Raw genomic sequence first — 21,993 nt, forward strand, 5'->3', positions numbered from 1 at the left:
ACCGCTGGTGCTGAGCCTGGCCCAACGGGAGCGGCGCATTTTTTAAATGAGCCGGCGACGGGCGGGAGTGCCGCCGGGCCGCCGGGGGCTGGACCCGGAGCGGGGTGTCAGCTGTTGCCGCCCATGGTGATCACCACCTTGCCGGTCGACTTGCGGCTGCGCAGCAGCTCCAGGCCGTCCGCAGCCCGGTCAAGCGGCAATGTGTGGCTGATATGCGGTTTGATGCGGCCTTCGCCATGCCATGCAAACAGGGTTTCAAAGGAGGCCCGCACCGCTTCCGGGCGGAACGTCATGCAGCCGCCGAGGTAAAACCCGATCACAGTCAGGTTCTTCACCAGCAGATGGTTGGCCGGAATCTGCGGCACCTCGCCGCCGGCAAAGCCCACCGGCAGCAGCCGGGCGCCGGGATTGGCAGAGCGGAAGGCCGCTTTCCAGACATCGCCGCCGACGGCGTCATAGATCACATCGGCACCGCCCAGGCCTTTGACGGCGCTGCGCAGATCCTCTCCCGCATCAATCAGGTGATCGGCCCCGGCGGCCGCCGCGACCTCCAGCTTGTCCCGGCCGCGGGCCTGCGCAATCACGGTTGCGCCCATCAGTTTGCCGATCTCTACCGCGGTCAGGCCAACGCCGCCCGCAGCGCCGGTCACCAGCAGCGTCTCGCCGGGCTGCAGGCGGGCGCAATGGTCCAGCGCCATATGGCTGGTGCCATAGGCGATCTGCATCGCCGCCGCATGCTCAAAGCTCATTGTGTCCGGGATCCGGATCATCCGCGCACAGTCAAACACTCCGGCCTCCGCCAGCCCGCCGGAGCCGCTGAACACCGCCACCCGGTCGCCGGTGGCGAACCCTCCGGCCCCCTCGCCAAGCGCTGTCACCACCCCGGCAGCCTCCAGACCAAGCGTGAAGGGCGGCTCCGGGGTGTCCTGGTAAGTGCCCTTGAGCATCAGCAGATCGGCAAAGTTCAGCCCGCAGGCGCGCAGCGAGACCGCGGCCTGGCCGGGGCCGGGGGGCGGACAGTCCAAACCGGTCAGGGCAGCCGGGCTGCCGAAGGCGGAAACTTGATAAGCCTGCATGTTTTTTCCTCACCTTTTGCGGGAATCAGCGTGATTCGCGCAGTCACACTGGCGGGGTGCTGCTGCAGAACACACCTCGCTATTTCTGGGGAGGTACGCGATCAGCAGCTGATTGGCAATAAAACGTTTAGAAAAATGCTGCGTGAAATCATGCGCTTGACCTTCGAGACCGGAGGCGGGGCGACGGCAGCCTTGCAATCAATCGCAAGGGTTGTACACTTTTGCATAGAGGTTGAGCTCAGATCGCTCTGATGGGGAACTTGTTTCTGGTATGGATTTGACTTCGCCGAAACAGTTTATGGAATACAGCGGTCCGGGCAAAGCCGGATTTTATGAGACTAGGAGAAACGCATGGCTCATCCCGTTGACGTGCATGTGGGAAAGCGCATCCGCCACCGCCGGTGGCTGATCGGCATGACGCAGCAGCAACTCGCCGAGCAGGTCGGCATCAAATTCCAGCAGATTCAGAAGTATGAAACCGGTGCCAACCGGGTCAGCGCTTCCCGGCTCTGGGACATTTCCGATGCGCTCGAGGTACCGGTGAGCTTCTTCTTCGAAGGCTTGCAGGAAGAAGGCAAGGCGCCTGCGGATAAGGCAGCCGTGCCGGAGGATCTGATGGGCGACAAGGAAGCGCTTGATCTGGTGCGTTCCTATTACGCGATCCCGGAGAATCAGCGCCGCCGCCTGTTCGAACTGGCACGGGTGCTGAGCGACGCTGCCTGAAACCCGGACAGCCAGTAAAATACGATTGCAGTGCGAATCCGGCAGGCGCGGGATTTGCGCTTGCAATGAAGGCGGCCGGGTGGCACCCCTAAGGGCATGACACAGGCCGCATTTTCCGATCTTGATGTTGCGCACAGGATGGCAGACGCAGCCCGCGCTGCCATCCTGCCGCATTTCCGCAGTGCTTCCCTGAATGCCGAAAACAAGCTGGAGGGCGGGTTTGATCCTGTCACCGTGGCCGACCGCGCTGCCGAACAGGCGATGCGGGCGGTGCTGGCAGAACTGCGTCCCGATGACGGCATCCTGGGCGAGGAGTTCGGCAGCGAACAGGGCAGCTCCGGCCGCACCTGGGTGCTGGACCCGATTGATGGCACCCGCGGTTTTATCAGCGGCACACCGACCTGGGGGGTGCTGATTGCGCTCTCGGATGAAAACGGCCCCTTCCTTGGCGTGATCGACCAGCCCTACACCGGCGAGCGCTTCTGCGGCGGCCCGGAGATTGCCGTCATGACCGGCCCGCTCGGCGAGCGTGCCTTGCAGACCCGGGCCACTGCGGCACTGGAAGATGCGATTCTGTTCACCACTTTCCCGGAAGTCGGCACCCCGCAGGAGCGCGCCGGGTTCGAGCGGGTTGCGGCCCGGGCCAAGCTGACCCGCTATGGCACCGATTGCTATGCCTATGCGCTGGTGGCGGCGGGACAGGTGGATCTGGTGATCGAGGCGGGCCTCAACGCCTATGACATTCAAGCGCCGATTGCGCTGATCCAGGCGGCGGGCGGCATCGTCACCGACTGGCAGGGCAACCCGGCGCATAATGGCGGACGGGCCCTGGCGGCTGCCAATCCTGAAATCCACGCCGTTGCGCTGGAGCTGCTGCGGCGGACCTGACCTGCCGGTCCACTGCAGCTTGAAACCGGAAGCCCCTGCGTATAACTTGTGCCGCAGGCCGGTTCTTCGCCCGTTTTCCATCGGCTCATCACACATTCCTCTGAAGCGGGCTGCCAATAGGAGTGTGTGATAATGGCGGAAATCCTGATTCAAAATGCGGATACCATCCTGACGATGGATGGCACGCGCCAAGTGCTGCATGGCGCCGATGTGCTGATCCGGGCGGGGCAGATCGCAGCGATAGGGCAGGGGCTGGAGACAACCGGCGAAACCGTGTCTGGCCGCGGCTGCGTGGTGACACCGGGGCTGGTCAACACCCACCACCACCTCTACCAGAACCTCACCCGCGCGGTGCCAGGCGCCCAGGATGCGCTGCTGTTCGGCTGGCTGCAGCGGCTCTACCCGATCTGGGCACGCTTCACCCCGGACGAGATGTTCGTCTCCGCCCAACTGGGCCTCGCGGAACTGGCGCTGTCGGGCTGCACTCTTAGCTCCGACCACCTCTACCTCTACCCCAACGGCTCGCGGCTGGAGGACACCATCCACGCCGCCCGCGAAGTGGGCCTGCGCTTCCACCCGACCCGCGGCGCCATGAGCATCGGCGAAAGCGGCGGAGGGCTGCCGCCGGACAGCCTGGTCGAAGACGAGCGCGCCATTCTGGACGACATGATCCGGGTGGTGGATGGTTTTCATGACCCGTCTGAGGGCTCCATGTGCCGGGTTGGCCTGGCGCCCTGTTCGCCCTTCTCGGTCAGCCGCGACCTGATGCGAGACGCGGCCATCCTGGCCCGGGACAAAGGCGTCATGCTGCATACCCACCTGGCCGAAAACGACGAGGACATCGCTTACTCCGAGGAGAAATTCGGCTGCCGGCCCGGCCAATACGCCGAGGAACTGGGCTGGACCGGCGACGATGTCTGGCACGCCCATTGCGTTAAGCTCGACGGGCAGGAGATTGATCTCTTTGCCAGAACCCGTACCGGCGTTGCCCATTGCCCCTGTTCCAACTGCCGCCTGGGCAGCGGCATCGCGCCGGTGCGCGCGATGCGCGATGCCGGCGTGCCGGTGGGGCTGGGCGTGGACGGCTCCGCCAGCAATGACATGGCCAGCCTCAGCGGCGAGGCGCGCCAGGCGATGCTGCTGCAGCGGGTGGCAAACGGTGCTGATGCGATGAGCGCCTATGAGGCGCTGGAGATCGCCACCCGCGGCGGCGCCGATGTGCTGGGCCGCCCCGACTGCGGCCGTCTGGAACTGGGCAAAAGGGCCGATATTGCCATTTGGGACACCACCGGCGTGGCCTCCAGCGGCAGCTGGGATGCTGCCGCGCTGCTGCTGGCCGGCCCAACCCAGGTCAAGCATCTGTTTGTCGAAGGCAAGCAGATCGTCCGCAACGGAGAGATGGCCACGCTGGACATGCCGCGCCTTCTGGAACGCCATGGCCAGCTGGCGCAACGGCTAATGGATTGAGGACGCCGTTCTTCTTCTTTGTGAAAATACTCCCGCCGGAGGCAGAGGCGCGCCAGCGCCTCGCCTAAACCCGCCGGCCGCCGATCCAAACGGCGGCAACAGCGCGGTCGTCCCCCATCATGATGGTCGGAAACACCGCCTCCCAGATATCCTCTGCACGCGCCGACCGCTGTTCAATCGCCGGTGTCGAGGCCAGATCCAGAACCACCAGATCCGCCTCCAAACCCTTGGCGATATTGCCGATCTTGCTCTCCATCCGCAGGGCTGCCGCCGACCCTTGGGTCGCCAGCCACAGCAGTTGTGCTGCGTGCAGCGGCGTGCCGCGCAGCTGGCCGATCTCATAGGCCGCCGCCATGGTGCGCAGCATTGAGAAACTCGACCCGCCGCCGGTGTCGGTTGCCAGCCCGATCCGCTGTCCCTCCGCCATCAGCCCCGCCATGTCGAACAGCCCCGATCCGATGAAGGTATTCGAGGTCGGGCAATGGATCAGCGCGGCGCCGAATTCCCGCAGCCGGTGCCGTTCGCGCTCCTCCAGATGGATCGCATGGCCATACAGGCCCTTGGCGCCCAGCAGGCCGAATTCTTCGTAAGTGTCCAGGTAATCCCGCGCCTGCGGAAACAGTTCTTTGACCCAGGCTATTTCATCGGTCTGCTCGCTCAGATGCGTCTGCATCAGGCATTCCGGATGTTTGGCCCAAAGCGCCCCCATCGCCTCCAGCTGTTCAGGGCTGGAGGTCGGCGAAAACCGCGGCGTGATGGCATATTCCAGCCGGTGCGCCCCGTGCCAGCGGGCAATCAGTGCCTCCGACTGGTCATAGGCCGACTGCGCCGTGTCCCGCAGCCCCTCCGGCGCATTGCGGTCCATGCAGGTCTTGCCTGCCGCCACCCGCTGCCCGCGTGCCTGCGCGGCGGCAAAAAACGCCTCCACGCTTTCGGGATGGACCGTGCAATAGCTGCACACCGTTGTGGTGCCATGCGCCGCGGTCAGGTCCAGGTAGCGATTGGCAATTTCATCCGCGTAAGTGCGGTCGGCAAACTGCATTTCCTCCGGGAAGGTATAGCTGTTCAGCCAATCCATCAGCCGCTTGCCCCAGCTGGCAATGATTGCGGTCTGCGGATAATGCACATGGGCATCGACAAACCCCGCCGTGATCAGCTTGGCGCCGTAATCCACGATCAGCGCCCCCGGCAGCAGCGCCTGCATTTCTGCCAGGGTGCCGGTCCCGGCGACCTTGTCTCCGCTCAGGCCCACGGCCTCGTCCAGCCGGGCGGCCTCCTCAGGATTCCCCCCGCCGAAGGGAGAGTGGGAAAAAGACAGCACTTGCCCCTTCAGAATGTAATCTGCAGCCATTCCGTCCAGCCTTTCCTTGCAAATCCGCCGTGCGCAGGATACCCGCGCCTCATGCTCCGGTAAATTGGGCCTTTGCCGTTGTTTTCCGGTTGGCGCTTCTTCTATTTTGCAGGCAAACACTCAAGAAAACACTCCGGGGGGCATCACATGAGCAGCGGCGACAACATCACCGGTGACCTGTCCCACGACGACGCCTATGATCTGGACCGCACCCTGGTGGCGCAGGTCCGCGACGCGGTGGAGCGCGGCGATCAGGCAGAGCTGACGGCGCTGCTGGAAGATCTGCACGCCGCCGACATCGCCGACCTTCTGGAACAGGTCAGCCCGCAGGAGCGGGAAGACCTGATCCGGCTTTATGACCGTGAGTTCGACGGCGAAATCCTGTCGGAGCTGGACGAAAGCATCCGCGAGGACGTGATCGCAATTCTCAACCCTGCGGTTCTGGCCGAGGCGGTGCGGGAGCTGGAAAGCGACGATGTGGTCGACCTCCTGGAAGATCTGGAGGAGCCGCAGCAGGAAGCCATTCTGGATGCGCTGGAGGACGCCGACCGGGTTGCGGTCGAGCAGTCGCTGAGCTTCCCGGAAAACTCTGCCGGCCGCCTGATGCAGCGCGAGGTGGTGATGGCGCCGGAACATTGGAATGTCGGCCAGGCTATTGATTTCATGCGCGACTCCGATGATCTGCCCGAACAGTTCTACCACGTCGTCCTGGTCGATCCGCGCACCCATCCGATTGGCAATGTCACCCTGGGCCGGATCATGGGGTCCAAGCGCGAGGTGCCGCTGAAGGATCTGGTCGAGGAAACCTTCCAGGTGATCCCCGCGGATCAGGATGAGGAAGACGTGGCCTATGCTTTCAACCAGTACCACCTGATCTCGGCGCCGGTCACGGATGAGGAGGGCCGCCTGGTCGGCGTCATCACCATCGATGACGCCATGGCGGTGCTGGATGAAGAACACGAAGAAGACATCCTGCGCCTGGCCGGCGTCGGCGAGGAAAGCTCGCTGGCCGACAAGGTGATCGAGACCACCAAGCGCCGCTTTCCCTGGCTGGCGGTGAACCTGGTGACCGCGGTGCTGGCCTCGCTGGTGATTGCCCAGTTCGAGGCGGCGATTGCCCAGATCGTGGCGCTGGCGGTGCTGATGCCCATTGTCGCCTCGATGGGCGGCAATGCCGGCACCCAGTCGCTGACCGTTGCCGTGCGCGCGATTGCCACCCGCGACCTCACCGGCTCCAACGTCTGGCGGGTGATCCGGCGCGAAGTGCTTGTGGGGCTGGTCAACGGGCTGATCTTCGCGGTGGTGATGGGGGTCGTCGGCATCGCCTGGTTCGGCTCGCCGATGCTGGGCGGTGTGATTGCCGTCGCGATGGTGATCAATCTGGTCGTGGCCGGGCTGGCGGGCACGGTGATCCCGGTTCTACTTGAGAAATTGAACATTGACCCGGCGTTGGCCTCCGGTGCCTTTGTAACCACCGTGACCGATGTGGTCGGCTTCTTCGCCTTCCTGGGCCTGGCCGCCGCCGTACTGCTGTAGGAGAGAGCCATGACGGATCTGACCGAGATTAAAGCTGCCGCCCGCAAGGCTGCCTTTGCCCGCCGCAAGGAGGCGCATGCCCGCAACCTGCCGGGCGTGGCAGGCCACCTGGCTGAGGTGCTGGCGGGTTACCGCGGTGTGCCGCTGGCCGGCTATATGCCGATCCGTACCGAGATCGACCCGCTGCCGGTGATGGCCGAAGCGGCAGCGCATGGGCCCGTCGGCGTTCCGGTGATCATGGGCGAGGGAATGCCGCTCAAATTCAGCCGCTGGCAGCCGGACGGCGCGATGCGCGACGGCCCCTTCGGCGCGCGGGTTCCGGAGGCGGATGATTTCTTTGAGCCGGAAATCGTGGTGGTGCCGCTGGTCGCCTTTGACGCCAAGGGCGGGCGGCTGGGCTATGGCGGAGGCTTCTACGACCGCACGCTGGAGCTGTTGCGCGGCAAGCGGGCAACCCTGGCCATCGGCTTTGCCTTTGATGCCCAGGAAGCGGAAGATCTGCCCTTGGAGCCCACGGATCAGCCGCTGGACATGATGGTCACCGAAAGCCGCATTCTCCAATTCAGCCGCTAAGGCGGGCTGCGAGCCAGGATTTTTCGAAAAATCCTGGCAAAACTTTTCAAAAAGTTTTCCAAAATCCTTTGCAAGGATTTTGGAACGGCGCCGCAGCCGGTGCGGGCAGAACCGCATGGTCTGCCCAGGCCTGCGAAACCAGCGCAATGGCTGTGGAACCGGCCAGCACTGCGACCAGAAACAGCTTTCTGAAATCCATTGCCTCTTCCTGTTAACACGTTCCCCGTGTCATCTGGGCATGGCTTTCATAAATTCGCGTAAACGGGCGGGCACAAGGGCGGAGACCCGCCGCGGTTCCCGGCCGGAAGCTGGATCAGAGCGGCCAGATGAACGGAATGAGCAGCGAGGCGAGCAGGCCGACACTCAGGTTCAGCGGAATGCCCACCCGCAGGAAATCGCTGAACTTGTAACCGCCGGGGCCATAGACCAGCATATTGGTCTGATAGCCGATCGGGGTGGCAAAAGAGGCCGAGGCCGCCACCATCACCGCCACCACCAGCGGCCGCGGGTCGACACCCATCGCCTGCGCCAGGCCGATGGCTATCGGGGTCACCACCACTGCCACCGCATTGTTTGAGACCAGCTCGGTCAGAACGGAGGTCAGCAGATAGACCGCCCAGACCAGCAGGAAGGGCGGCAGCATGGACAGGAACGGTGCAATGGCGTTGACAATCAATTCGACGGCGCCGGAGCTTTCCAGTGCCGCCCCGATCGCCAGCATGGAGAAGATCAGTGCCAGCAGGCTGCCGTCGACAAAGGAGAACGCCTCATCCGCGTCGATACAGCGGGTGACAAAGACCAGTGCCACGGCAAAGACAGACAGCATCAGGATCGGCGCAATCCCAGCGGCTGCCAGCAGCACAATGCCAAACAGCGAGGCGATGGCAATCGGCGCGTGGCTGCGGCGGTAGGCGCGCTGGGTCGGCTGCGAGACATCTGCCAGATCCATATCCGCCGCCAGGCGCTGGATATCGGCCGGCGCGCCTTCCAGCAGCAGGGTATCGCCGACCCGCACCACCAGATCATCCAGCTGCACGCCGATGTTCTGGTTCCGCCGGTGCACCGCCAGCGTATAGACGCCGTAACGGCGGCGCAGGCGCATGGCGCCCAGCGAGCGGCCGACCATGCGGCAGCCCGGGGTGATCAGCACTTCGACGGTTTCGGTTTCCACCGCCGAGACCTGGTCCACCCGCTTCAGCTCCTTGTTGCTTTGCAAGCTCAAAAGCTCGGTCATTCGGGTCCGCAGCACCACCCGGTCGCCGACCTGCAGTTCCACCCCTTTGAGGTTGCGGCGCAGCGAGGCATCGCCGCGGATCACGTCGATCAGCCGCACGCCGGGGCGTTTGAACAGCTGCACACCTGTCACTTCGCGGCCAATGAGGTTGCTGTCCGGCGGGATCACCGCCTCGGTGAAAAATTTCATCTTGGACTTGTCGCTGAGCAGCATCGCCATGCTGTCGCGGTCCGGCAGCAGCCGCGGCGCGATGAACCTCAGGTACACCATGCCATAGACCACCAGGATCAGCCCCAGCGGGGTCACCTCGAAAATGCTGAACGGGGCCAGGCCCTGGGCCCGGGCCACGCCGTCCACCAGCAGGTTGGTCGAAGTGCCGATCAGCGTCAGCGTGCCGCCTAGGATCGCCGCATAGCTGAGCGGAATCAGCAGTTTGGAGGCTGACAGGTTCAAGGTGCGGGAAATCTGGATGAAGACGGGGATCATCACCACCACCACGGGAGTGTTCGAAACCACGGCAGAGGCCGCCACGACAAAACCCATCAGCAGCGCGATGGCCAGCTTTGGATTCACCTCGGCCTGATTCTTGGCAATCTGGGTAAAGGCATCCAGCGCGCCGGTGCGCACCAGAGCTCCCATGATGATGAACATCGCCGCAATGGTCCAGGGCGCCGGGTTTGCCAGCACCGGCAGCGCCTTGTCATAGGGCAGGACCCCGGTGGCCAGCATCGCGGCCACGCCGGTCAGGGCAACAACTTCGGTTGGATAGGTTTCCCGCAGGAAGGCGACAAACATGGCCAGGACAATGGCGATCGCCAGAAGCGCGCTGCCGGTGTCACCAAATTGGAAGAACTGCATTTACCGTGACGATGCCCATATTGTTTCCGGCGGGTTTATACGGCCCGAGGGCGCACCGCCATCGCGCAGTTTCCCTGAAACCATTGAGCTGAGCAAGAAATTCCGTGCAGCCCCGCCTGTTGCCGGGCGGTTTCAGGACTTTTTACAACAAACAGCGTCCTGGCGGATAAATCCTCCCGCAAAGGGCGCCTTCAGGAGAAGCCGGGCCGTGCTCAGAGCGCAGCCTCCTGCAGCAGCCCGCCATTGCGCACCATGCGAATCTGCTTGGCGGCGCCTGTGCGGTCATCGGTCTCGACAAACACGCCGGACAGGGTGGCTTCGCCATTTGCAGGGGTGAAGCGGGATTTCGGCATGCCGGTCAGGAACCGGCGCATCGGTTCCGCCTTGTCCATGCCGATCACCGAGTTGTAGTCGCCGCACATGCCCGCATCGGTCAGGTAGCCGGTGCCTTCGGACAGGATCTGCGCATCCGCTGTCGGCACATGGGTATGGGTGCCCACCACCAGTGAGGCACGGCCGTTGCAGAAATGCCCCATTGCCATTTTCTCGGAGGTGGCCTCGCAATGCACATCGACGATGATCGCCTGGGCCAGCCCGCCGCGCGGGTGCGACTTCAGAACCGCCTCGACCGCGCCAAAGGGATCATCAAAGGCCCGCTTCATGAAGACCTGGCCCAGCACCTGCACCACCAGAACCTTGCGCCCGCCGGGCGCCTGGAACAGGCGGAAGCCGCGGCCGGGGGCGCCCTTGGCAAAGTTCAATGGCCGGATGATGCGCTGTTCTTTCTCGATGAACTGCAGCATGTCCTTCTGGTCAAAGGCATGATCGCCCAGCGTCAGGCAATCGACGCCCGCATCCAGCATCAGTTTGGCATGCTCGCCGCTCAGCCCCATGCCGTTGGAGGCGTTCTCGCCGTTCACCGCAACAAAATCGAGCCGCCACTCCTGGCGCAGCCGCGGCAGGGTTTCGGTGATGGCACGGCGCCCGGCGCGACCCATCACATCGCCAAGAAACAGAATTCGCATTGCGCCGTGGTACGCGGTTGCGCCGGGCAGGACAAGACCCGCCCCGCCGCAACACGCATTTCGGCGGGAGACCCGGCGCTGCCGCCGGCGCGCAGGCGCCAAAATCCTTGAAAAGGATTTTGCCAAAACTTTTGCGGAAAAGTTTTGCGCCGCCCGTTACAGCGGCCAGAATACCAGAATGGCCGGGATAGACACGGCAATGACCAGTGCTTCCAGCGGCAGCCCCATCCGCCAGTAATCGCCAAAGCGGTAGCCGCCGGGCCCCAGAACCAGTGTGTTGTTCTTGTGCCCGATAGGGGTCAGGAACGCCGCCGACGCTGCGACCGCCACCGCCATCAGGAATGGGTCGGGCGAGACACCCAGCGTCTCCGCCATCTGGATGCCGACGGGGGCAGCCACAATGGCGGTTGCCGTGTTGTTCAGCACATCCGACAGCGTCATGGTGACCACCATCAGCACGGTCAGCACCGCCCAGGCGGGCAGCCCGGCCGTCAGCCCGGTCAGCGCACCCGCAATCAGGGCGGTGCCGCCCGATGCATCCAGCGCTGCGCCCAGCGGAATCATCGAGCCCAGCAGCACCACCACCGGCCATTCCACATGGTCATAGATCTCCGCCACCGGCAGGATCTTCAGCAGCACATAGCCGATGGCCACCAGCCCCAGGGCCACCGGCAAATAGAGCAGCCCCACCGATGCCGCCAGCACCGCGGCGGCAAACAACCCGATCGCCGCCCAGGTCTTGTCATTTGCCGTCACCGCCAGCCCGCGTTCCGCCAGCGGCAGGCAGCCCAGCCAGTCGGTCACATCCGCACTGCGCCCGCGCGGGCAGAGCAGCAGCAGGATGTCGCCGGCCTCGATTTCGGTCTGCCGGATGTGCCGGGTGATCCGGCGGCCCTGGCGCGACACTCCCAGCAGCACCGCACTTTGCCGCCAGGCCAGGCCGATGGATTGGGCGCTGCGGCCGCGGATACGGGCGGTCTCGGGCACCACCACCTCGGCCAGTTCCAGCCCGTCGCCGGCGGCGGTCAGCTTTTCCTGCCGCGCGGCATCAGCGAAATCCAGTTTCAGGGCGCTGCGAAACTCGTCCAGCGCCTCCGGCACGGCCTCCAGCACCAGCGCATCACCTTCCCTCAGCAGGGCTGCGGCGGAACGTCCGTAACGCCGCTTGCCATCCCGGATCAGTCCGAGAATGGCCACATCCGCCTTCTCAGCCTCTTCATCCAGCTGCCCCAGCCGCTTGCCGATCAGCTCTGAGCCGGCGCCGACCGTCAGTTCCGCCATATAAGGCGCCAGCTGCGCTTCCGACGCGCCGGCTGCATTCTCCCGCGCCGGGATCAGCCGCCAGCCGATCAGCGCCACGAAAGCCAAGCCTGCCAGTGCCGCCGCGCCGCCCACCGGGGCAAAATCGAACATCCTGAACGGCGCGCCCAGCGTCTCCTCGCGGATCGCGGCAATGATGATATTGGGCGGCGTGCCAATGAGCGTCACCATGCCGCCGAGGATGGTGGCAAAGGACAGAGGCATCAGGCTCAGCCCCGGCGCGCGGCCCGCCTTGCGCGCGGTCTGGATATCCACCGGCATCAAGAGCGCCAGCGCCGCCACATTGTTCATGAAGGCCGACAGCACCGCGCCAACCCCGCCCATCAGCGCGATATGGCCGCCCAGGCCGCGGGCGCTGTCCACCAGCGTCCGGGTGATCAGGAACACGGCCCCTGACCGCACCAGCCCGGCAGAGACGATCAGCACCAGCGCCACCACCAGCGTCGCCGGATGGCCAAAGCCCGCAAAGGCCTCGCCCGCGGGCACCACCCCCAGCACGACGCCCGCCATCAGCGCGGCAAAGGCCACCAGATCGTAACGGAAACGCCCCCAGAGCAGCAGGGCAAAGACAGCAGCAAATAACGCAAACAAAACGGCTTGATCATATGTCATGCCGCCAGCTTAGCCGTGAAACCCCGCGGAACAAGGGGGAAGGCAGGGCAGGGGCGCTTGAAAGCCCCCCCCGGCGCGGGCTATATGGGCGCAAATTCGCAAATTCAGCAGCAAGGATGCACCATGGCAGGCCATTCAAAATGGGCAAACATTCAGCACCGCAAGGGCCGTCAGGACGCGGCGCGGTCCAAACTGTTTTCCAAGCTGGCCAAGGAGATCACCGTGGCCGCCAAGATGGGCGACCCCGATCCCGACAAGAACCCGCGCCTGCGCCTGGCAGTGAAGGAAGCCAAAAGCCAATCCGTGCCCAAGGACGTGATCGAACGCGCGATCAAGAAGGCCATCGGCGGCGACGCCGAAAATTATGACGAGATCCGTTACGAAGGCTATGGTCCCAATGGTGTCGCGGTGATCGTCGAGGCGATGACCGACAACAAGAACCGCACCGCCTCCAACGTGCGCTCCACCTTCTCCAAGAACGGCGGCAACCTGGGCGAAACCGGCTCGGTCGGCTTCATGTTCGAGCGCAAGGGCGAAGTGACCTATCCCGCTTCCGCAGGCGATGCTGACACCGTGATGATGGCGGCAATTGAGGCGGGCGCCGAGGACGTCGAAAGCTCCGAGGACGGCCATATCATCTATTGTGCCGATACGGACCTCAACGACGTCTCCAACGCGCTGGAAGCCGAGCTGGGCGAATCCGAGTTGACCAAGCTGGTCTGGAAGCCCAGCACCACCACCGAGCTGGACCTGGAAGGCATGCAAAAGCTGATGAAGCTGGTGGATGCGCTGGAAGACGATGACGACGTGCAGCGCGTCACCACCAATTTCGAGGCCTCCGACGAGGTCATGGCGCAACTCTGATCCTGCACCGAACGCAATCGATCAAGGCCTGCCTGTCCGGCAGGCCTTTTTTCTGCCTGCCGCAGGCCGCACCGGTCTGAACCGCTGCGTCTTTCTGGTTAAAAATACTCCGGGGGTGTGGCCGCCAGGCCGAGGGGGCAGCGCCCCCTTCCTGCCCCCTGCCGCATGCGGCGGGCTCACTCGGTCAAGACGCCGCCGTCCCGCAGCTCTTGCCGCTCCGGGATCCAAAGGCCGCTGTGCGGGGCTGCAAAAATCCGGCTGGCAAACTTCGCGGTGATGCCTTGCTCCAGCAGGAACGCACGGTCCTTTGCCTGTTCTTTCTGCAGGTCGATCTGCGGCAGGCCGCTTTCGAACTGCAATGCATAGCTGTGAAAGCCCAGCTGCCCTGCAGCGCCCAGGCTGCGGCGGCGGCCGGCTGCAAACATCAGGGTGCAGGCCGAGGCGCACAGGCCCTGCGCCCGGGTCTCGAACCCCCGGTCCCGGATCAGCCGGGCGGCGCCGCGGGCCTCGGCAATCAGCCCGCCGGGACTGTCCAGCGCAACCGTGCGAAGCCCCGGCGCCTGTTCGGCCATCTGCTGCATCCGGCGGGTCAAGCCAAAAGTCACCTCGCCCGCGAACACAAGCGTGCTGCCGTCCTCGGAAAGGGTCAAGGAATAGAGCGCGGCACGGTTCCGGGCCTGCTGCTCGGCATAGGGCGCCTCTTCCACATGGCGTGCAATCAGCAGGGCATCCCACCACAGCGTGAGCGCGGCAAATCCTGCAAACAGCATCAGCAGATAGCCGCCCCAGACCGGCGCCATGGCCCCGGTGCTGCGCAGATGGGCATCCGCGCTGCGCTGAAAGGCACGGAACTGCCACCAAAGAAACCCTCCGTCCGCCGCCATCAGGGCAAAGGCCAGCGGCACCGGCAGCTTGACCCACTGATTGAGCGCCAGCCAGCCCGCCACCACCGCTGCCCGCGGTGCAAGAACCTGCAGGCCCAGGCTGCGGGAGAGGGAGAAGGCCTGCGGCATCAGCCGCGCCGCCTGCCAGGGGCGATGCAATTTTCTGGCAAGAAAATTGGCCGGAAAATTCGAATTTTCCGGGCGCCTGCCGCCTTCGCCGCGTTAAGCAGTGTCACTCCGCAAATGTGCAAATCTCCTCCAGCGGTTTTTTCAGCTTGGCCACCGAGGGCACAGTGGCATCCTCGGCCGGATGGCCCGCCGCAATGATCATGGTGGGCTTTTCCGAGGCCGGCCGGTCCAGTGCGCCATTCAGAAATTTCATCGGGTTCGGCGTATGGGTCAAGGTGCACAGCCCCGCGGTATGCAGCGCCGTCAGCAAAACGCCGGTGGCAATGTTCACGCTTTCGGGCACGTAATAGTTCTTGAACCTGGTGCCATCTTCGAATTCGCCCCAGCGCTGGGCAAAGACCACAATCAGCCAGGGCGCAGTGGTCAAATGGGGTTTGTCCGCATCGGTGCCGATCGGCTCCAGTGCCTTGATCCACTCATCTCCCGCGCCGCCGGCATAGAACTTGCGCTCCTCTTCTTCGGCTTCTTCCCGGATTCGCGCCTTCAGTGCGGGGTTCGAGATCGCGGCAAAGAACCAAGGCTGATGATTGGCGCCCGAGGGGGCGGTTCCCGCGGCCCGGATGCAATTAGCGATCACCTCCCGCGGCACCGGCTGGTCCGTGAAATCCCGCACCGTATGCCGCCGCCGCATATGGGCCAGGAACTCTGCCGCCTTTTCCTGCATCTGCGTATCGGAGTACCCGGCCCTGTCGGGCAGGGGGAGCGGCTTGTAACTCAGGGCGTTCTTGGCAAACATCTGTGCGCCATCCTATCGGTCTTGTGTCAAATACTGCTTGGCAGATTTCTGCACCGCCCGGGTCACCTCCGCAAGGGCCGGGGCCATCACCCGCGAGACCTGCCAGGTCAGCGGCACCATCAGCACGGTGTCCGCAATCAGCGGCACCAGCCTGCCGGAGCGGATGTCTTCCGCCACCATTGCCAGCGGGTTCATGCCCCAGCCCAGCCCTGCGGCAGCGGCATCGATGAAGGCCTGGGTCGAGGGCAGGAAATGCGCGGGCGGCGCCAGCCCTGGCGCCACGTTCCGCTCCAGCCACAGCCGCTGCAGATTGTCCTTGGCGTTGAAGATCATGCAGGGCGCCCGCGCCGCGGCCTCTGCCGTTACCCCGTCTGGAAACCAGCGCGCCACGAATGCGGGGCTGGCGGTCGCCGCATAGGCCAGCGCGCCCAGCGGGCAGGCATCAAATCCGGTCGCCGGCCGCGCACTGGCCGTCACCGCCGCTGAAACCTCGCCGCGTTTCAGCCACTCGGCGCTGTGGTCCTGATCATCCACCACCAGATCAAACAGCACCCCCTCAACACCCGCCATGGCGTGGATGAACCAGCTCGCCAGGCTGTCGGCATTGACCGCAATCCGCAGCCGCACCGGGCCGTCTCCGCCCTCCAACGCCAGTTCCCGCGCCAGCTGCGCCTCCAAAAGGCCGATGTCCTCGGCGTGTTTGGCCAGCCGCAGCCCCGCTGCGGTCCCCGTGCAAGGCGCACCCCGCAGCACCAGCGCCGCGCCGATCCGGTCCTCCAGCGCCTTGATCCGCTGGGAAATGGCCGAGGGCGTCACCCGCAGCGAATGCGCGGCTGCCTCAAATGAGCCAAGCCGCAGAACCGCGCTGAGGGCTGCCAGCTGGCTGGGGTCCATCTGCATTAGTAGCTCTAATCTGACATAAGTTTCTTTAACTGGATTAATGTGAGGGCAGGCAGTAGTCAAATCCTGAAACAACGAAGGAGACCGCAATGCCCCCCAGCCTGTTTGCCGGATTTGTCCTTGGCCTCAGCCTGATCATGGCGATCGGCGCCCAGAACGCCTTTGTCCTACGCCAGGGGCTGCGGCGCCAGCATGTGTTTTGGATCTGCCTGACCTGTGCCGGCTCCGATGCGGTGCTGATCACCGCGGGCGTGTTCGGGTTCGGCACCCTCGCCGTGGCGCTGCCCTGGTTCGAACAGGCTATGCGTCTATGCGGTGCCGCTTTCCTGATCTGGTACGGCGCCCGCGCGCTGCATGCGGCCTGGAAGGGCGGCGAAACTCTGGAGGCCGCGCAAGAGGGGGCAGGCGCCGCCCTGCTGCCAGTGCTTGCGACCGTACTTGCGCTCACTTGGCTGAACCCGCATGTCTACCTGGATACGGTGGTGCTCCTCGGCTCGATCTCCGCCCAATACCCCGAGCCGCTGGTCTTTGCCGCCGGTGCCACCCTCGCCAGCTTCTCCTTCTTCTTTACCCTCGGTTACGGCGCCAGCCTGCTGGCCCCGGTCTTTGCCCGCCCGCGCGCCTGGCAAGCGCTGGACGCCATCGTCGGCCTTACTATGTGGGCGATTGCGGCCAAGCTGCTGCTGATGTGATGAGCAGCGCCCGGTGAACACCGCCTGTGCGCGGGCCGGCCTTACGTTCGCGCACAAACAGCCTACCTTTCCTCTATAGCTGCAAAGAAGAGGGAAAGATGAGCTGGAACCCGGCCTTGGAACCGCAATGCCCCGACGCGGGCAGCCTGGACGCCATCGAAACCGTGATCATCCCGCGCGCCCGCGACCTCGGCGGCTTTGAGGTCCGCCGCGCGCTGCCCGCCCCGCGCCGCCAGATGGTCGGTCCTTTCATTTTCTTCGACCAGGCCGGCCCCGCCGAGTTCCTGACCGGTCAGGGCATCGACGTGCGTCCGCATCCGCATATCGGCCTGGGCACCGTCACCTACCTTTATCAGGGCGAGTTCGAGCACCGGGATTCCCTGGGAACGCACCAGATGATCTACCCGGGCGAGGTGAACTGGATGGTCGCAGGCGCGGGTGTCACCCATTCAGAGCGCACCTCTACCGCCACCCGGCAAAACCCCAGCAGCCTGTTCGGCATCCAGACCTGGATTGCGCTGCCCGACAGCCACGAGGATGTGCCTGCCGCCTTTGAACATCACGGCAAGGACGCGCTGCCGGTGCTGGAGGGCGAGGGCAAGACCGTGCGTCTGATCCTTGGCAATGCCTGGGGTGAGAAAGCCCCGGCAACCCTTTATTCGGAAACCTTTTATGCCGATGTGGTGCTGCATCCGGGCGCCAAGCTGCCGCTGCCCTCCGATCATGAGGACCGGGGGCTCTATGTCACGCAAGGCTCGGTGCAAATCGCTGGCGATACCTTCGAGGCGGGCCGCATGATGGTGTTCCGCCCCGGTGACGGGATCACCGTAACCGCAGGCGCCGAAGGTGCACGCCTGATGGCGCTGGGCGGTGAGACGCTGAACGGGCCGCGCTATATCTGGTGGAATTTCGTCGCCTCCTCGCGCGACCGGATCGAGGCCGCCAAACAGGCCTGGGCCGCAGGCGACTGGCAGCACGGCCGTTTCCAGCTGCCGCCGGGCGATGATCAGGAGTTCACCCCGCTGCCCGGGCCGCGCAAATAATTCACATGTGAAGCCTTGCGCCTGCGCCCGAACGGGTGTTCTGTCACCGCCATGAGCCAGACCGCCAACGCCTCCCAAGCTGCGCAGAACCCTCTGAAGGGTGTGTTCTGGATGGTGGTAACCGGCCTCTGCTTCGTGGCGGTGACGGCGCTGGTCAAGCATCTCGGCACCCGCATTCCGCCCGCCGAAAGCGCCTTTCTGCGCTATCTTCTGGGGCTGGTCTTTCTGATTCCGATGATCGGCGCCCTGCGCAAGGCGCGCCTGACGCCGCGGCTTTGGGCGCTGTTTGCCGGCCGGGGCGTGGTGCATACGGCGGGCGTGATTCTGTGGTTCTATGCCATGACCCAGATCCCGCTGGCCGAGGTCACCGCGATGAACTACTTGTCGCCGGTCTATGTCACCCTGGGCGCGGCGCTGTTTCTGGGCGAGAAGCTGGCTTTCCGCCGCATCACCGCCATCGCGGTCGCGCTGATCGGCGCGATGATCATCCTGCGCCCCGGCTTCCGCGAGGTCTCGCCCGGCCATATCGCCATGCTGTTTACGGCGGTGTCCTTCGGCGCCTCCTACCTGATTGCCAAGTTCACCGTCGGCAGCAACAGTCCGGCGGTGGTGGTGGCGATGCTCTCCGTCTTCGTCACTATCGGCCTGGCGCCCTTTGCCTGGGCGGTCTGGGTGCCGCCAACCCTGGCCGAGACCGCCATCCTGTTCGGGGTCGCCTGTTTTGCCACTGCCGGCCACTACACCATGACCCTCGCCTTTGCGGCCGCGCCGGTCGCGGTCACGCAGCCCGTCACTTTCCTGCAATTGGTCTGGGCAACCCTGCTGGGCGCCCTGGTCTTTGGCGAGCCCGCAGACATCTGGGTTGTCTCCGGCGGCGTGCTGATCCTGGCTGCGGTCAGCTTCATCTCCTGGCGTGAAGCCAGGATCAAAAAGAAAGCGCTTACACCTTCCGGTAACGCAACCGGTGTTTAATCTTCTTATAGGTGTTACAATCCCAAGGTACTCTCCCACCCTTACTGCACTGTCAGGGGGCTATGAATGGCGCTGTTTCTTTGGCTGCCGCTGCTGCTGGCAGCTGCCCTTCTTGATCCGCGGGCCGGCTCGGCCGCCGCCAGTATCTGCAATGATACCGGTGCCGTTCACCTGCTGGCGGTCAGCTCCCGCGGCGCGGAGGGCTGGGTGACGGACGGCTGGCATGCGCTGCGGCCGGGCGACTGCCGCGCGGCAGTGCTGGCAGGGCATCGCGGCAAGTTCTTTTATTACCGCGCCGAAAGCCCGGGGCGCAGGTTCCGGGACGACAGCGTCCGGTTCTGCACGGCGCCAGGCACATTCCGCATTCAGGGCGGCAAGAATTGCGCCAGCCGCGGCTACACCGAGCAGGGCTTTGCCAAGGCCCGCGCGGATGCGGCGGGGCACAAGGTCATGCTGGGCGCCCGCTCGCTGCGCATCGCTGCACCGGTTTCCGCTGCGGCGGCCGGGGCCGATGACACCTATACCGCTGAGGTCATCTTTCAGGGCTGCGCCCGGCTCAGGCTCCGGGCCAGGGTGCGCTGCCGCTTTGTGGCGGACGGCATGGAGATCAGCACCGAAGGCGGGGATGGGTTTGCCGATCCCCAGTTCGCCTTTCTGCAAGGCCTGCAGCGCGGTGCGCCGCTTCAGGTCAACGGGGTGCTGAGGTCGGCCTTCGGCGCCTATGGGGAGCTCGCCCTGCGCAGTGTCACCCCCCGTACCCCTAACCGCTTTGACAAGATGCTGCAGCAGATGCAGGGGGAGTGGTCATCGGTGGAAGACCCCGAAGACCGTTTCACGATCGCCGGATCGGTCCGCCGCGCCAGCTATCACGGCAGCCGGATGCCGCCAGAGTTCGTATCGGTGCAGGGCAATTGCCGCAACGGGCAGGAGCCCGGCGATTTCCTGATGGCCTGGGACCGGGAGCGCGGCAGCAGCCTGTGCTACCGGATCCGGATCCTGACCGGGGAGGAGCTGGCGCTGGACTACCTGCCGCGCGGCACCCGGCTCGTCTACCGCCGGAACGGTTTCTAAGCGGCAAAGTCCGTTTCAGGGGATGACCAGATCCACCACGCGGTGCGCCGCTGCGCGGGCTGCGGCGGGGTCCAGCGGGCGCTCCGATTGCGCCGCCTGCAGCCAGACACCGTCCATGTAGCACTGCAGCGCCTGGCGGGCGGTTTCAATCTGATCCTCCGGCAGCACCGTCCGCAGCTCGGCCAGAACATGGCTGCGCACCCGGGCCCGGTTGATTCGGTGCAGGCGGCTCAGCCGCGTCGAATAGGGGGCGTTTGCCCAGAATTGCATCCAGATACTGCACTGCGGAACGGTGTAAAGCGTATCGGCAAAGTTCGCATCCATCACTGCATAAAGCCGCTCCCGCGGGGTCCGTGCGGTTGCATAACCTTCGGTCATCGCGGTGCGGAGCTTGCTCAGAAGGTGCCGCATCGTGGCCTCCATCAGCCCTTCCTTGGAGCCGAAGTAGTAATTGATCGACGCCGCCGACGCCCCGGCCTCCCTGGCGATTTCCGCCATGGTGACAACACCATAGCCACGCTCGTGCACAGCAACGATGGTTGCCTCGATCAGTTCCTCGTTGCGGATGTCCCGGATGCGTTTCCTGCTCATGATAAAGTAGTGCGGCAATTGGGCCGCCGTTTCAACTGTTGTTAGCGTGAAATCAATTCTTGAATGACCGTTTAAAAAACCGTTTAGCGGATCAGATAGCTGTGGTATGTACCCGTCCCATGTCTTGGGGCGGGAACCGCCCGCAAATGGGAGGGACATATGACCTACATTATCTCATTCGGGATTCTGCTGGCTTTTGCGCTGGTGGCGTTCTGCGTGATCAAGTGGTGGAACGTCCGCAACGTCGGCGTGACCCCCGTTCACCTTTTCACCTTCATCGCAATCCTGTTCACTTCCGGCTTGGACGTGGGCCTGATCATGTTCCCGCTGGCCTGGGACTTCCCGCTGTACGCAGATGTGGAGAACAACCCCGCCTATGGCTTCACCAACCCGCTGGCGCTGGAGTTCGGCTTCTGGGGCTTCCTGATCTGGGGCTTCTACTTCCTGACCACCTTCTACTTCTGTGTGATCGAGCCGCGGGTGAAGTTCTTTGAAATCCCGCTGGTGAAACTGATCAACAACATCGTCATCATCGGCACCTGCGCCTTCACCGGCGCGCTGTTCCTGGTCTACCTGCCGTATTACGCCACTTTCATGGGCGACGGCGAGAGCGTGATCCCGGCCTTCTATGTCATCACTTTCCTGGTGATCCTGTTTGCCGCTTTCTCCTCGACCGACATCAAGTATGTGCGCATCCTGTCGGTGGGTTCCACCGGCCTGTTCCTGGCGCTGATCCTGGGCATGTGGGCCTATGCCGGCATGGGCCTGGGCGCGTTCGCGGACACCGCCTCCAACATCGGCGGCTATTTTGCCAACATCCACAAGTTCGTGCTGCCGCTGACCGACTATCACGAGTTCTACCTGTTCTGGTGGTTCGCATGGTCGATCATGATCGGCCAGTTTACCTCCCGCTTTGTCGGCGGCTTGCGCACCTGGCAGGTTCTGGCGGCGCTTTTGGTGTTCCCGTCGATCCCGCTGGGGATCTGGTTCTCGGTGCTCTACTACTACCACCTGAACAGCATCGAAACGACGCTGCTGATCAATGTCTCCATGGTCGCGGTGGGCATCATCTTCGTGGTCAACTCCTTTGACTCGCTGATCCGCCTGTACACCGACAACCTGAACCTGACCGCGCAGCGCTTCGGCACCATTCCCTATGTTGTCGGCAACGCCGTGGTTCTGTTCGGCCTGACCCTGGCTTTCCAGAGCCAGTGGCTGCAGATCCAGTGGATTGGAACCGTGGTGATCGGCATCTATGTGGCTTGCCTGGCTTACATCATGATCGCCAAGCGCAGCGAAGTGATGAGCATCGACGCCTCGCCCGAGGAAAACACGCTCGACTTCGACAAGATCAAGGCGGCCCACTAAGGGCGGTCTCCCGGCTGGAT

The 21,993-nt window shown here is 64.3% G+C and carries 20 protein-coding genes; 11 read left to right on the forward strand and 9 right to left on the reverse strand.

Going from position 1 to position 21,993, the window contains the following annotated elements; translation table 11 throughout:
* Positions 1-107: 107 nt before the first annotated feature.
* A complete protein-coding gene (locus ACXAEH_RS02310; RefSeq protein ID WP_475030879.1) occupies positions 108-1,076 on the reverse strand; it encodes an NADPH:quinone oxidoreductase family protein in 969 nt (322 codons plus the stop codon).
* A 351-nt stretch (positions 1,077-1,427) separates the two neighbouring features.
* On the opposite strand from ACXAEH_RS02310, the gene ACXAEH_RS02315 reads away from it, so the two are divergent.
* From ACXAEH_RS02315 to ACXAEH_RS02325, 3 genes are all read left to right on the forward strand, one after another.
* Positions 1,428-1,799 (forward strand): helix-turn-helix domain-containing protein, encoded by a 372-nt coding sequence (locus ACXAEH_RS02315; protein WP_475030880.1) that lies wholly within the window; start codon positions 1,428-1,430, stop codon positions 1,797-1,799.
* Positions 1,800-1,895: 96 nt separating this feature from the next.
* A complete protein-coding gene (gene hisN / locus ACXAEH_RS02320) occupies positions 1,896-2,687 on the forward strand; it encodes a histidinol-phosphatase (protein ID WP_475030881.1) in 792 nt (263 codons plus the stop codon).
* Between the two features lie 132 nt (positions 2,688-2,819).
* On the forward strand, positions 2,820-4,154 hold the full coding sequence (locus tag ACXAEH_RS02325; RefSeq protein WP_475030882.1) for an 8-oxoguanine deaminase: 1,335 nt from the start codon (positions 2,820-2,822) through the stop codon (positions 4,152-4,154).
* Positions 4,155-4,218: 64 nt separating this feature from the next.
* Here ACXAEH_RS02325 and guaD read toward each other — a convergent pair whose 3' ends face one another.
* Positions 4,219-5,505 (reverse strand): guanine deaminase, encoded by a 1,287-nt coding sequence (guaD, locus tag ACXAEH_RS02330; protein ID WP_475030883.1) that lies wholly within the window; start codon positions 5,503-5,505, stop codon positions 4,219-4,221.
* Positions 5,506-5,652: 147 nt separating this feature from the next.
* Between guaD and mgtE the strand changes: the two genes are divergently transcribed.
* Positions 5,653-7,041: a magnesium transporter gene (gene mgtE / locus ACXAEH_RS02335; protein ID WP_475030884.1), complete on the forward strand. Its 1,389-nt coding sequence runs from the start codon at positions 5,653-5,655 to the stop codon at positions 7,039-7,041.
* A gap of 9 nt (positions 7,042-7,050) precedes the next feature.
* Positions 7,051-7,614 carry a 5-formyltetrahydrofolate cyclo-ligase gene (locus ACXAEH_RS02340; RefSeq protein ID WP_475030885.1) on the forward strand — a complete coding sequence of 188 codons (564 nt, stop codon included), beginning with the start codon at positions 7,051-7,053 and terminating at the stop codon, positions 7,612-7,614.
* Between the two features lie 313 nt (positions 7,615-7,927).
* On the opposite strand, the gene ACXAEH_RS02345 is transcribed toward ACXAEH_RS02340, so the two are convergent.
* The 3 genes from ACXAEH_RS02345 to ACXAEH_RS02355 all read right to left on the reverse strand — a co-directional run bounded on the left by ACXAEH_RS02345 (position 7,928) and on the right by ACXAEH_RS02355 (position 12,663).
* Complete coding sequence (locus ACXAEH_RS02345) at positions 7,928-9,706, reverse strand: SLC13 family permease (RefSeq protein ID WP_475030886.1); 1,779 nt, start codon at positions 9,704-9,706, stop codon at positions 7,928-7,930.
* Between the two features lie 212 nt (positions 9,707-9,918).
* Complete coding sequence (locus tag ACXAEH_RS02350) at positions 9,919-10,731, reverse strand: TIGR00282 family metallophosphoesterase (protein ID WP_475030887.1); 813 nt, start codon at positions 10,729-10,731, stop codon at positions 9,919-9,921.
* A 156-nt stretch (positions 10,732-10,887) separates the two neighbouring features.
* A complete protein-coding gene (locus tag ACXAEH_RS02355) occupies positions 10,888-12,663 on the reverse strand; it encodes an SLC13 family permease (protein ID WP_475030888.1) in 1,776 nt (591 codons plus the stop codon).
* A 123-nt stretch (positions 12,664-12,786) separates the two neighbouring features.
* Between ACXAEH_RS02355 and ACXAEH_RS02360 the strand changes: the two genes are divergently transcribed.
* The gene (locus ACXAEH_RS02360; RefSeq protein ID WP_475030889.1) at positions 12,787-13,527 is read left to right on the forward strand and encodes a YebC/PmpR family DNA-binding transcriptional regulator; all 741 of its coding nucleotides are present in this window, start codon (positions 12,787-12,789) and stop codon (positions 13,525-13,527) included.
* Between the two features lie 176 nt (positions 13,528-13,703).
* On the opposite strand, the gene ACXAEH_RS02365 is transcribed toward ACXAEH_RS02360, so the two are convergent.
* From ACXAEH_RS02365 to ACXAEH_RS02375, 3 genes are all read right to left on the reverse strand, one after another.
* Positions 13,704-14,570, reverse strand: coding sequence for a COG3904 family protein (locus ACXAEH_RS02365; RefSeq protein WP_475030890.1), 867 nt, complete (start codon positions 14,568-14,570; stop codon positions 13,704-13,706).
* Positions 14,571-14,643: 73 nt separating this feature from the next.
* On the reverse strand, positions 14,644-15,336 hold the full coding sequence (locus ACXAEH_RS02370) for a nitroreductase family protein (protein WP_475030891.1): 693 nt from the start codon (positions 15,334-15,336) through the stop codon (positions 14,644-14,646).
* A gap of 12 nt (positions 15,337-15,348) precedes the next feature.
* Entirely contained in the window at positions 15,349-16,236 is an 888-nt protein-coding gene (locus ACXAEH_RS02375) for a LysR family transcriptional regulator ArgP (protein WP_475030892.1), read from the reverse strand.
* Positions 16,237-16,325: 89 nt separating this feature from the next.
* Between ACXAEH_RS02375 and ACXAEH_RS02380 the strand changes: the two genes are divergently transcribed.
* From ACXAEH_RS02380 to ACXAEH_RS02395, 4 genes are all read left to right on the forward strand, one after another.
* Positions 16,326-16,928 carry a LysE/ArgO family amino acid transporter gene (locus ACXAEH_RS02380; RefSeq protein WP_475030893.1) on the forward strand — a complete coding sequence of 201 codons (603 nt, stop codon included), beginning with the start codon at positions 16,326-16,328 and terminating at the stop codon, positions 16,926-16,928.
* 98 nt (positions 16,929-17,026) lie between these two features.
* A complete protein-coding gene (locus ACXAEH_RS02385; RefSeq protein ID WP_475030894.1) occupies positions 17,027-17,971 on the forward strand; it encodes a pirin family protein in 945 nt (314 codons plus the stop codon).
* Between the two features lie 21 nt (positions 17,972-17,992).
* A complete protein-coding gene (locus ACXAEH_RS02390) occupies positions 17,993-18,943 on the forward strand; it encodes a DMT family transporter (RefSeq protein ID WP_475035503.1) in 951 nt (316 codons plus the stop codon).
* A 66-nt stretch (positions 18,944-19,009) separates the two neighbouring features.
* The gene (locus ACXAEH_RS02395; RefSeq protein WP_475030895.1) at positions 19,010-20,014 is read left to right on the forward strand and encodes a DUF1036 domain-containing protein; all 1,005 of its coding nucleotides are present in this window, start codon (positions 19,010-19,012) and stop codon (positions 20,012-20,014) included.
* Positions 20,015-20,029: 15 nt separating this feature from the next.
* Here the strand turns inward: ACXAEH_RS02395 and betI are convergent, their stop codons facing one another.
* Positions 20,030-20,605, reverse strand: coding sequence for a choline-binding transcriptional repressor BetI (gene betI, locus ACXAEH_RS02400; RefSeq protein WP_475030896.1), 576 nt, complete (start codon positions 20,603-20,605; stop codon positions 20,030-20,032).
* A 159-nt stretch (positions 20,606-20,764) separates the two neighbouring features.
* On the opposite strand from betI, the gene ACXAEH_RS02405 reads away from it, so the two are divergent.
* On the forward strand, positions 20,765-21,973 hold the full coding sequence (locus tag ACXAEH_RS02405; RefSeq protein ID WP_475030897.1) for a BCCT family transporter: 1,209 nt from the start codon (positions 20,765-20,767) through the stop codon (positions 21,971-21,973).
* Positions 21,974-21,993 lie beyond the last annotated feature (20 nt).

Source organism: Leisingera sp. ABM4_060, assembly GCF_056158765.1.

What these genes read in the sequence shown, in the direction of transcription:
- ACXAEH_RS02325 (WP_475030882.1), top strand. Translation starts at nt 2,820, where the DNA reads ATGGCGGAAATCCTGATTCAAAATGCGGATACCATCCTGACGATGGAT.
- mgtE (WP_475030884.1), top strand. Translation starts at nt 5,653, where the DNA reads ATGAGCAGCGGCGACAACATCACCGGTGACCTGTCCCACGACGACGCC.
- ACXAEH_RS02345 (WP_475030886.1), bottom strand. Translation starts at nt 9,706, where the DNA reads ATGCAGTTCTTCCAATTTGGTGACACCGGCAGCGCGCTTCTGGCGATC.
- ACXAEH_RS02405 (WP_475030897.1), top strand. Translation starts at nt 20,765, where the DNA reads ATGACCTACATTATCTCATTCGGGATTCTGCTGGCTTTTGCGCTGGTG.
- ACXAEH_RS02370 (WP_475030891.1), bottom strand. Translation starts at nt 15,336, where the DNA reads ATGTTTGCCAAGAACGCCCTGAGTTACAAGCCGCTCCCCCTGCCCGAC.
- guaD (WP_475030883.1), bottom strand. Translation starts at nt 5,505, where the DNA reads ATGGCTGCAGATTACATTCTGAAGGGGCAAGTGCTGTCTTTTTCCCAC.
- ACXAEH_RS02380 (WP_475030893.1), top strand. Translation starts at nt 16,326, where the DNA reads ATGCCCCCCAGCCTGTTTGCCGGATTTGTCCTTGGCCTCAGCCTGATC.
- ACXAEH_RS02375 (WP_475030892.1), bottom strand. Translation starts at nt 16,236, where the DNA reads ATGCAGATGGACCCCAGCCAGCTGGCAGCCCTCAGCGCGGTTCTGCGG.
- ACXAEH_RS02310 (WP_475030879.1), bottom strand. Translation starts at nt 1,076, where the DNA reads ATGCAGGCTTATCAAGTTTCCGCCTTCGGCAGCCCGGCTGCCCTGACC.
- ACXAEH_RS02360 (WP_475030889.1), top strand. Translation starts at nt 12,787, where the DNA reads ATGGCAGGCCATTCAAAATGGGCAAACATTCAGCACCGCAAGGGCCGT.
- betI (WP_475030896.1), bottom strand. Translation starts at nt 20,605, where the DNA reads ATGAGCAGGAAACGCATCCGGGACATCCGCAACGAGGAACTGATCGAG.
- hisN (WP_475030881.1), top strand. Translation starts at nt 1,896, where the DNA reads ATGACACAGGCCGCATTTTCCGATCTTGATGTTGCGCACAGGATGGCA.
- ACXAEH_RS02395 (WP_475030895.1), top strand. Translation starts at nt 19,010, where the DNA reads ATGGCGCTGTTTCTTTGGCTGCCGCTGCTGCTGGCAGCTGCCCTTCTT.
- ACXAEH_RS02385 (WP_475030894.1), top strand. Translation starts at nt 17,027, where the DNA reads ATGAGCTGGAACCCGGCCTTGGAACCGCAATGCCCCGACGCGGGCAGC.
- ACXAEH_RS02315 (WP_475030880.1), top strand. Translation starts at nt 1,428, where the DNA reads ATGGCTCATCCCGTTGACGTGCATGTGGGAAAGCGCATCCGCCACCGC.
- ACXAEH_RS02355 (WP_475030888.1), bottom strand. Translation starts at nt 12,663, where the DNA reads ATGACATATGATCAAGCCGTTTTGTTTGCGTTATTTGCTGCTGTCTTT.
- ACXAEH_RS02340 (WP_475030885.1), top strand. Translation starts at nt 7,051, where the DNA reads ATGACGGATCTGACCGAGATTAAAGCTGCCGCCCGCAAGGCTGCCTTT.
- ACXAEH_RS02350 (WP_475030887.1), bottom strand. Translation starts at nt 10,731, where the DNA reads ATGCGAATTCTGTTTCTTGGCGATGTGATGGGTCGCGCCGGGCGCCGT.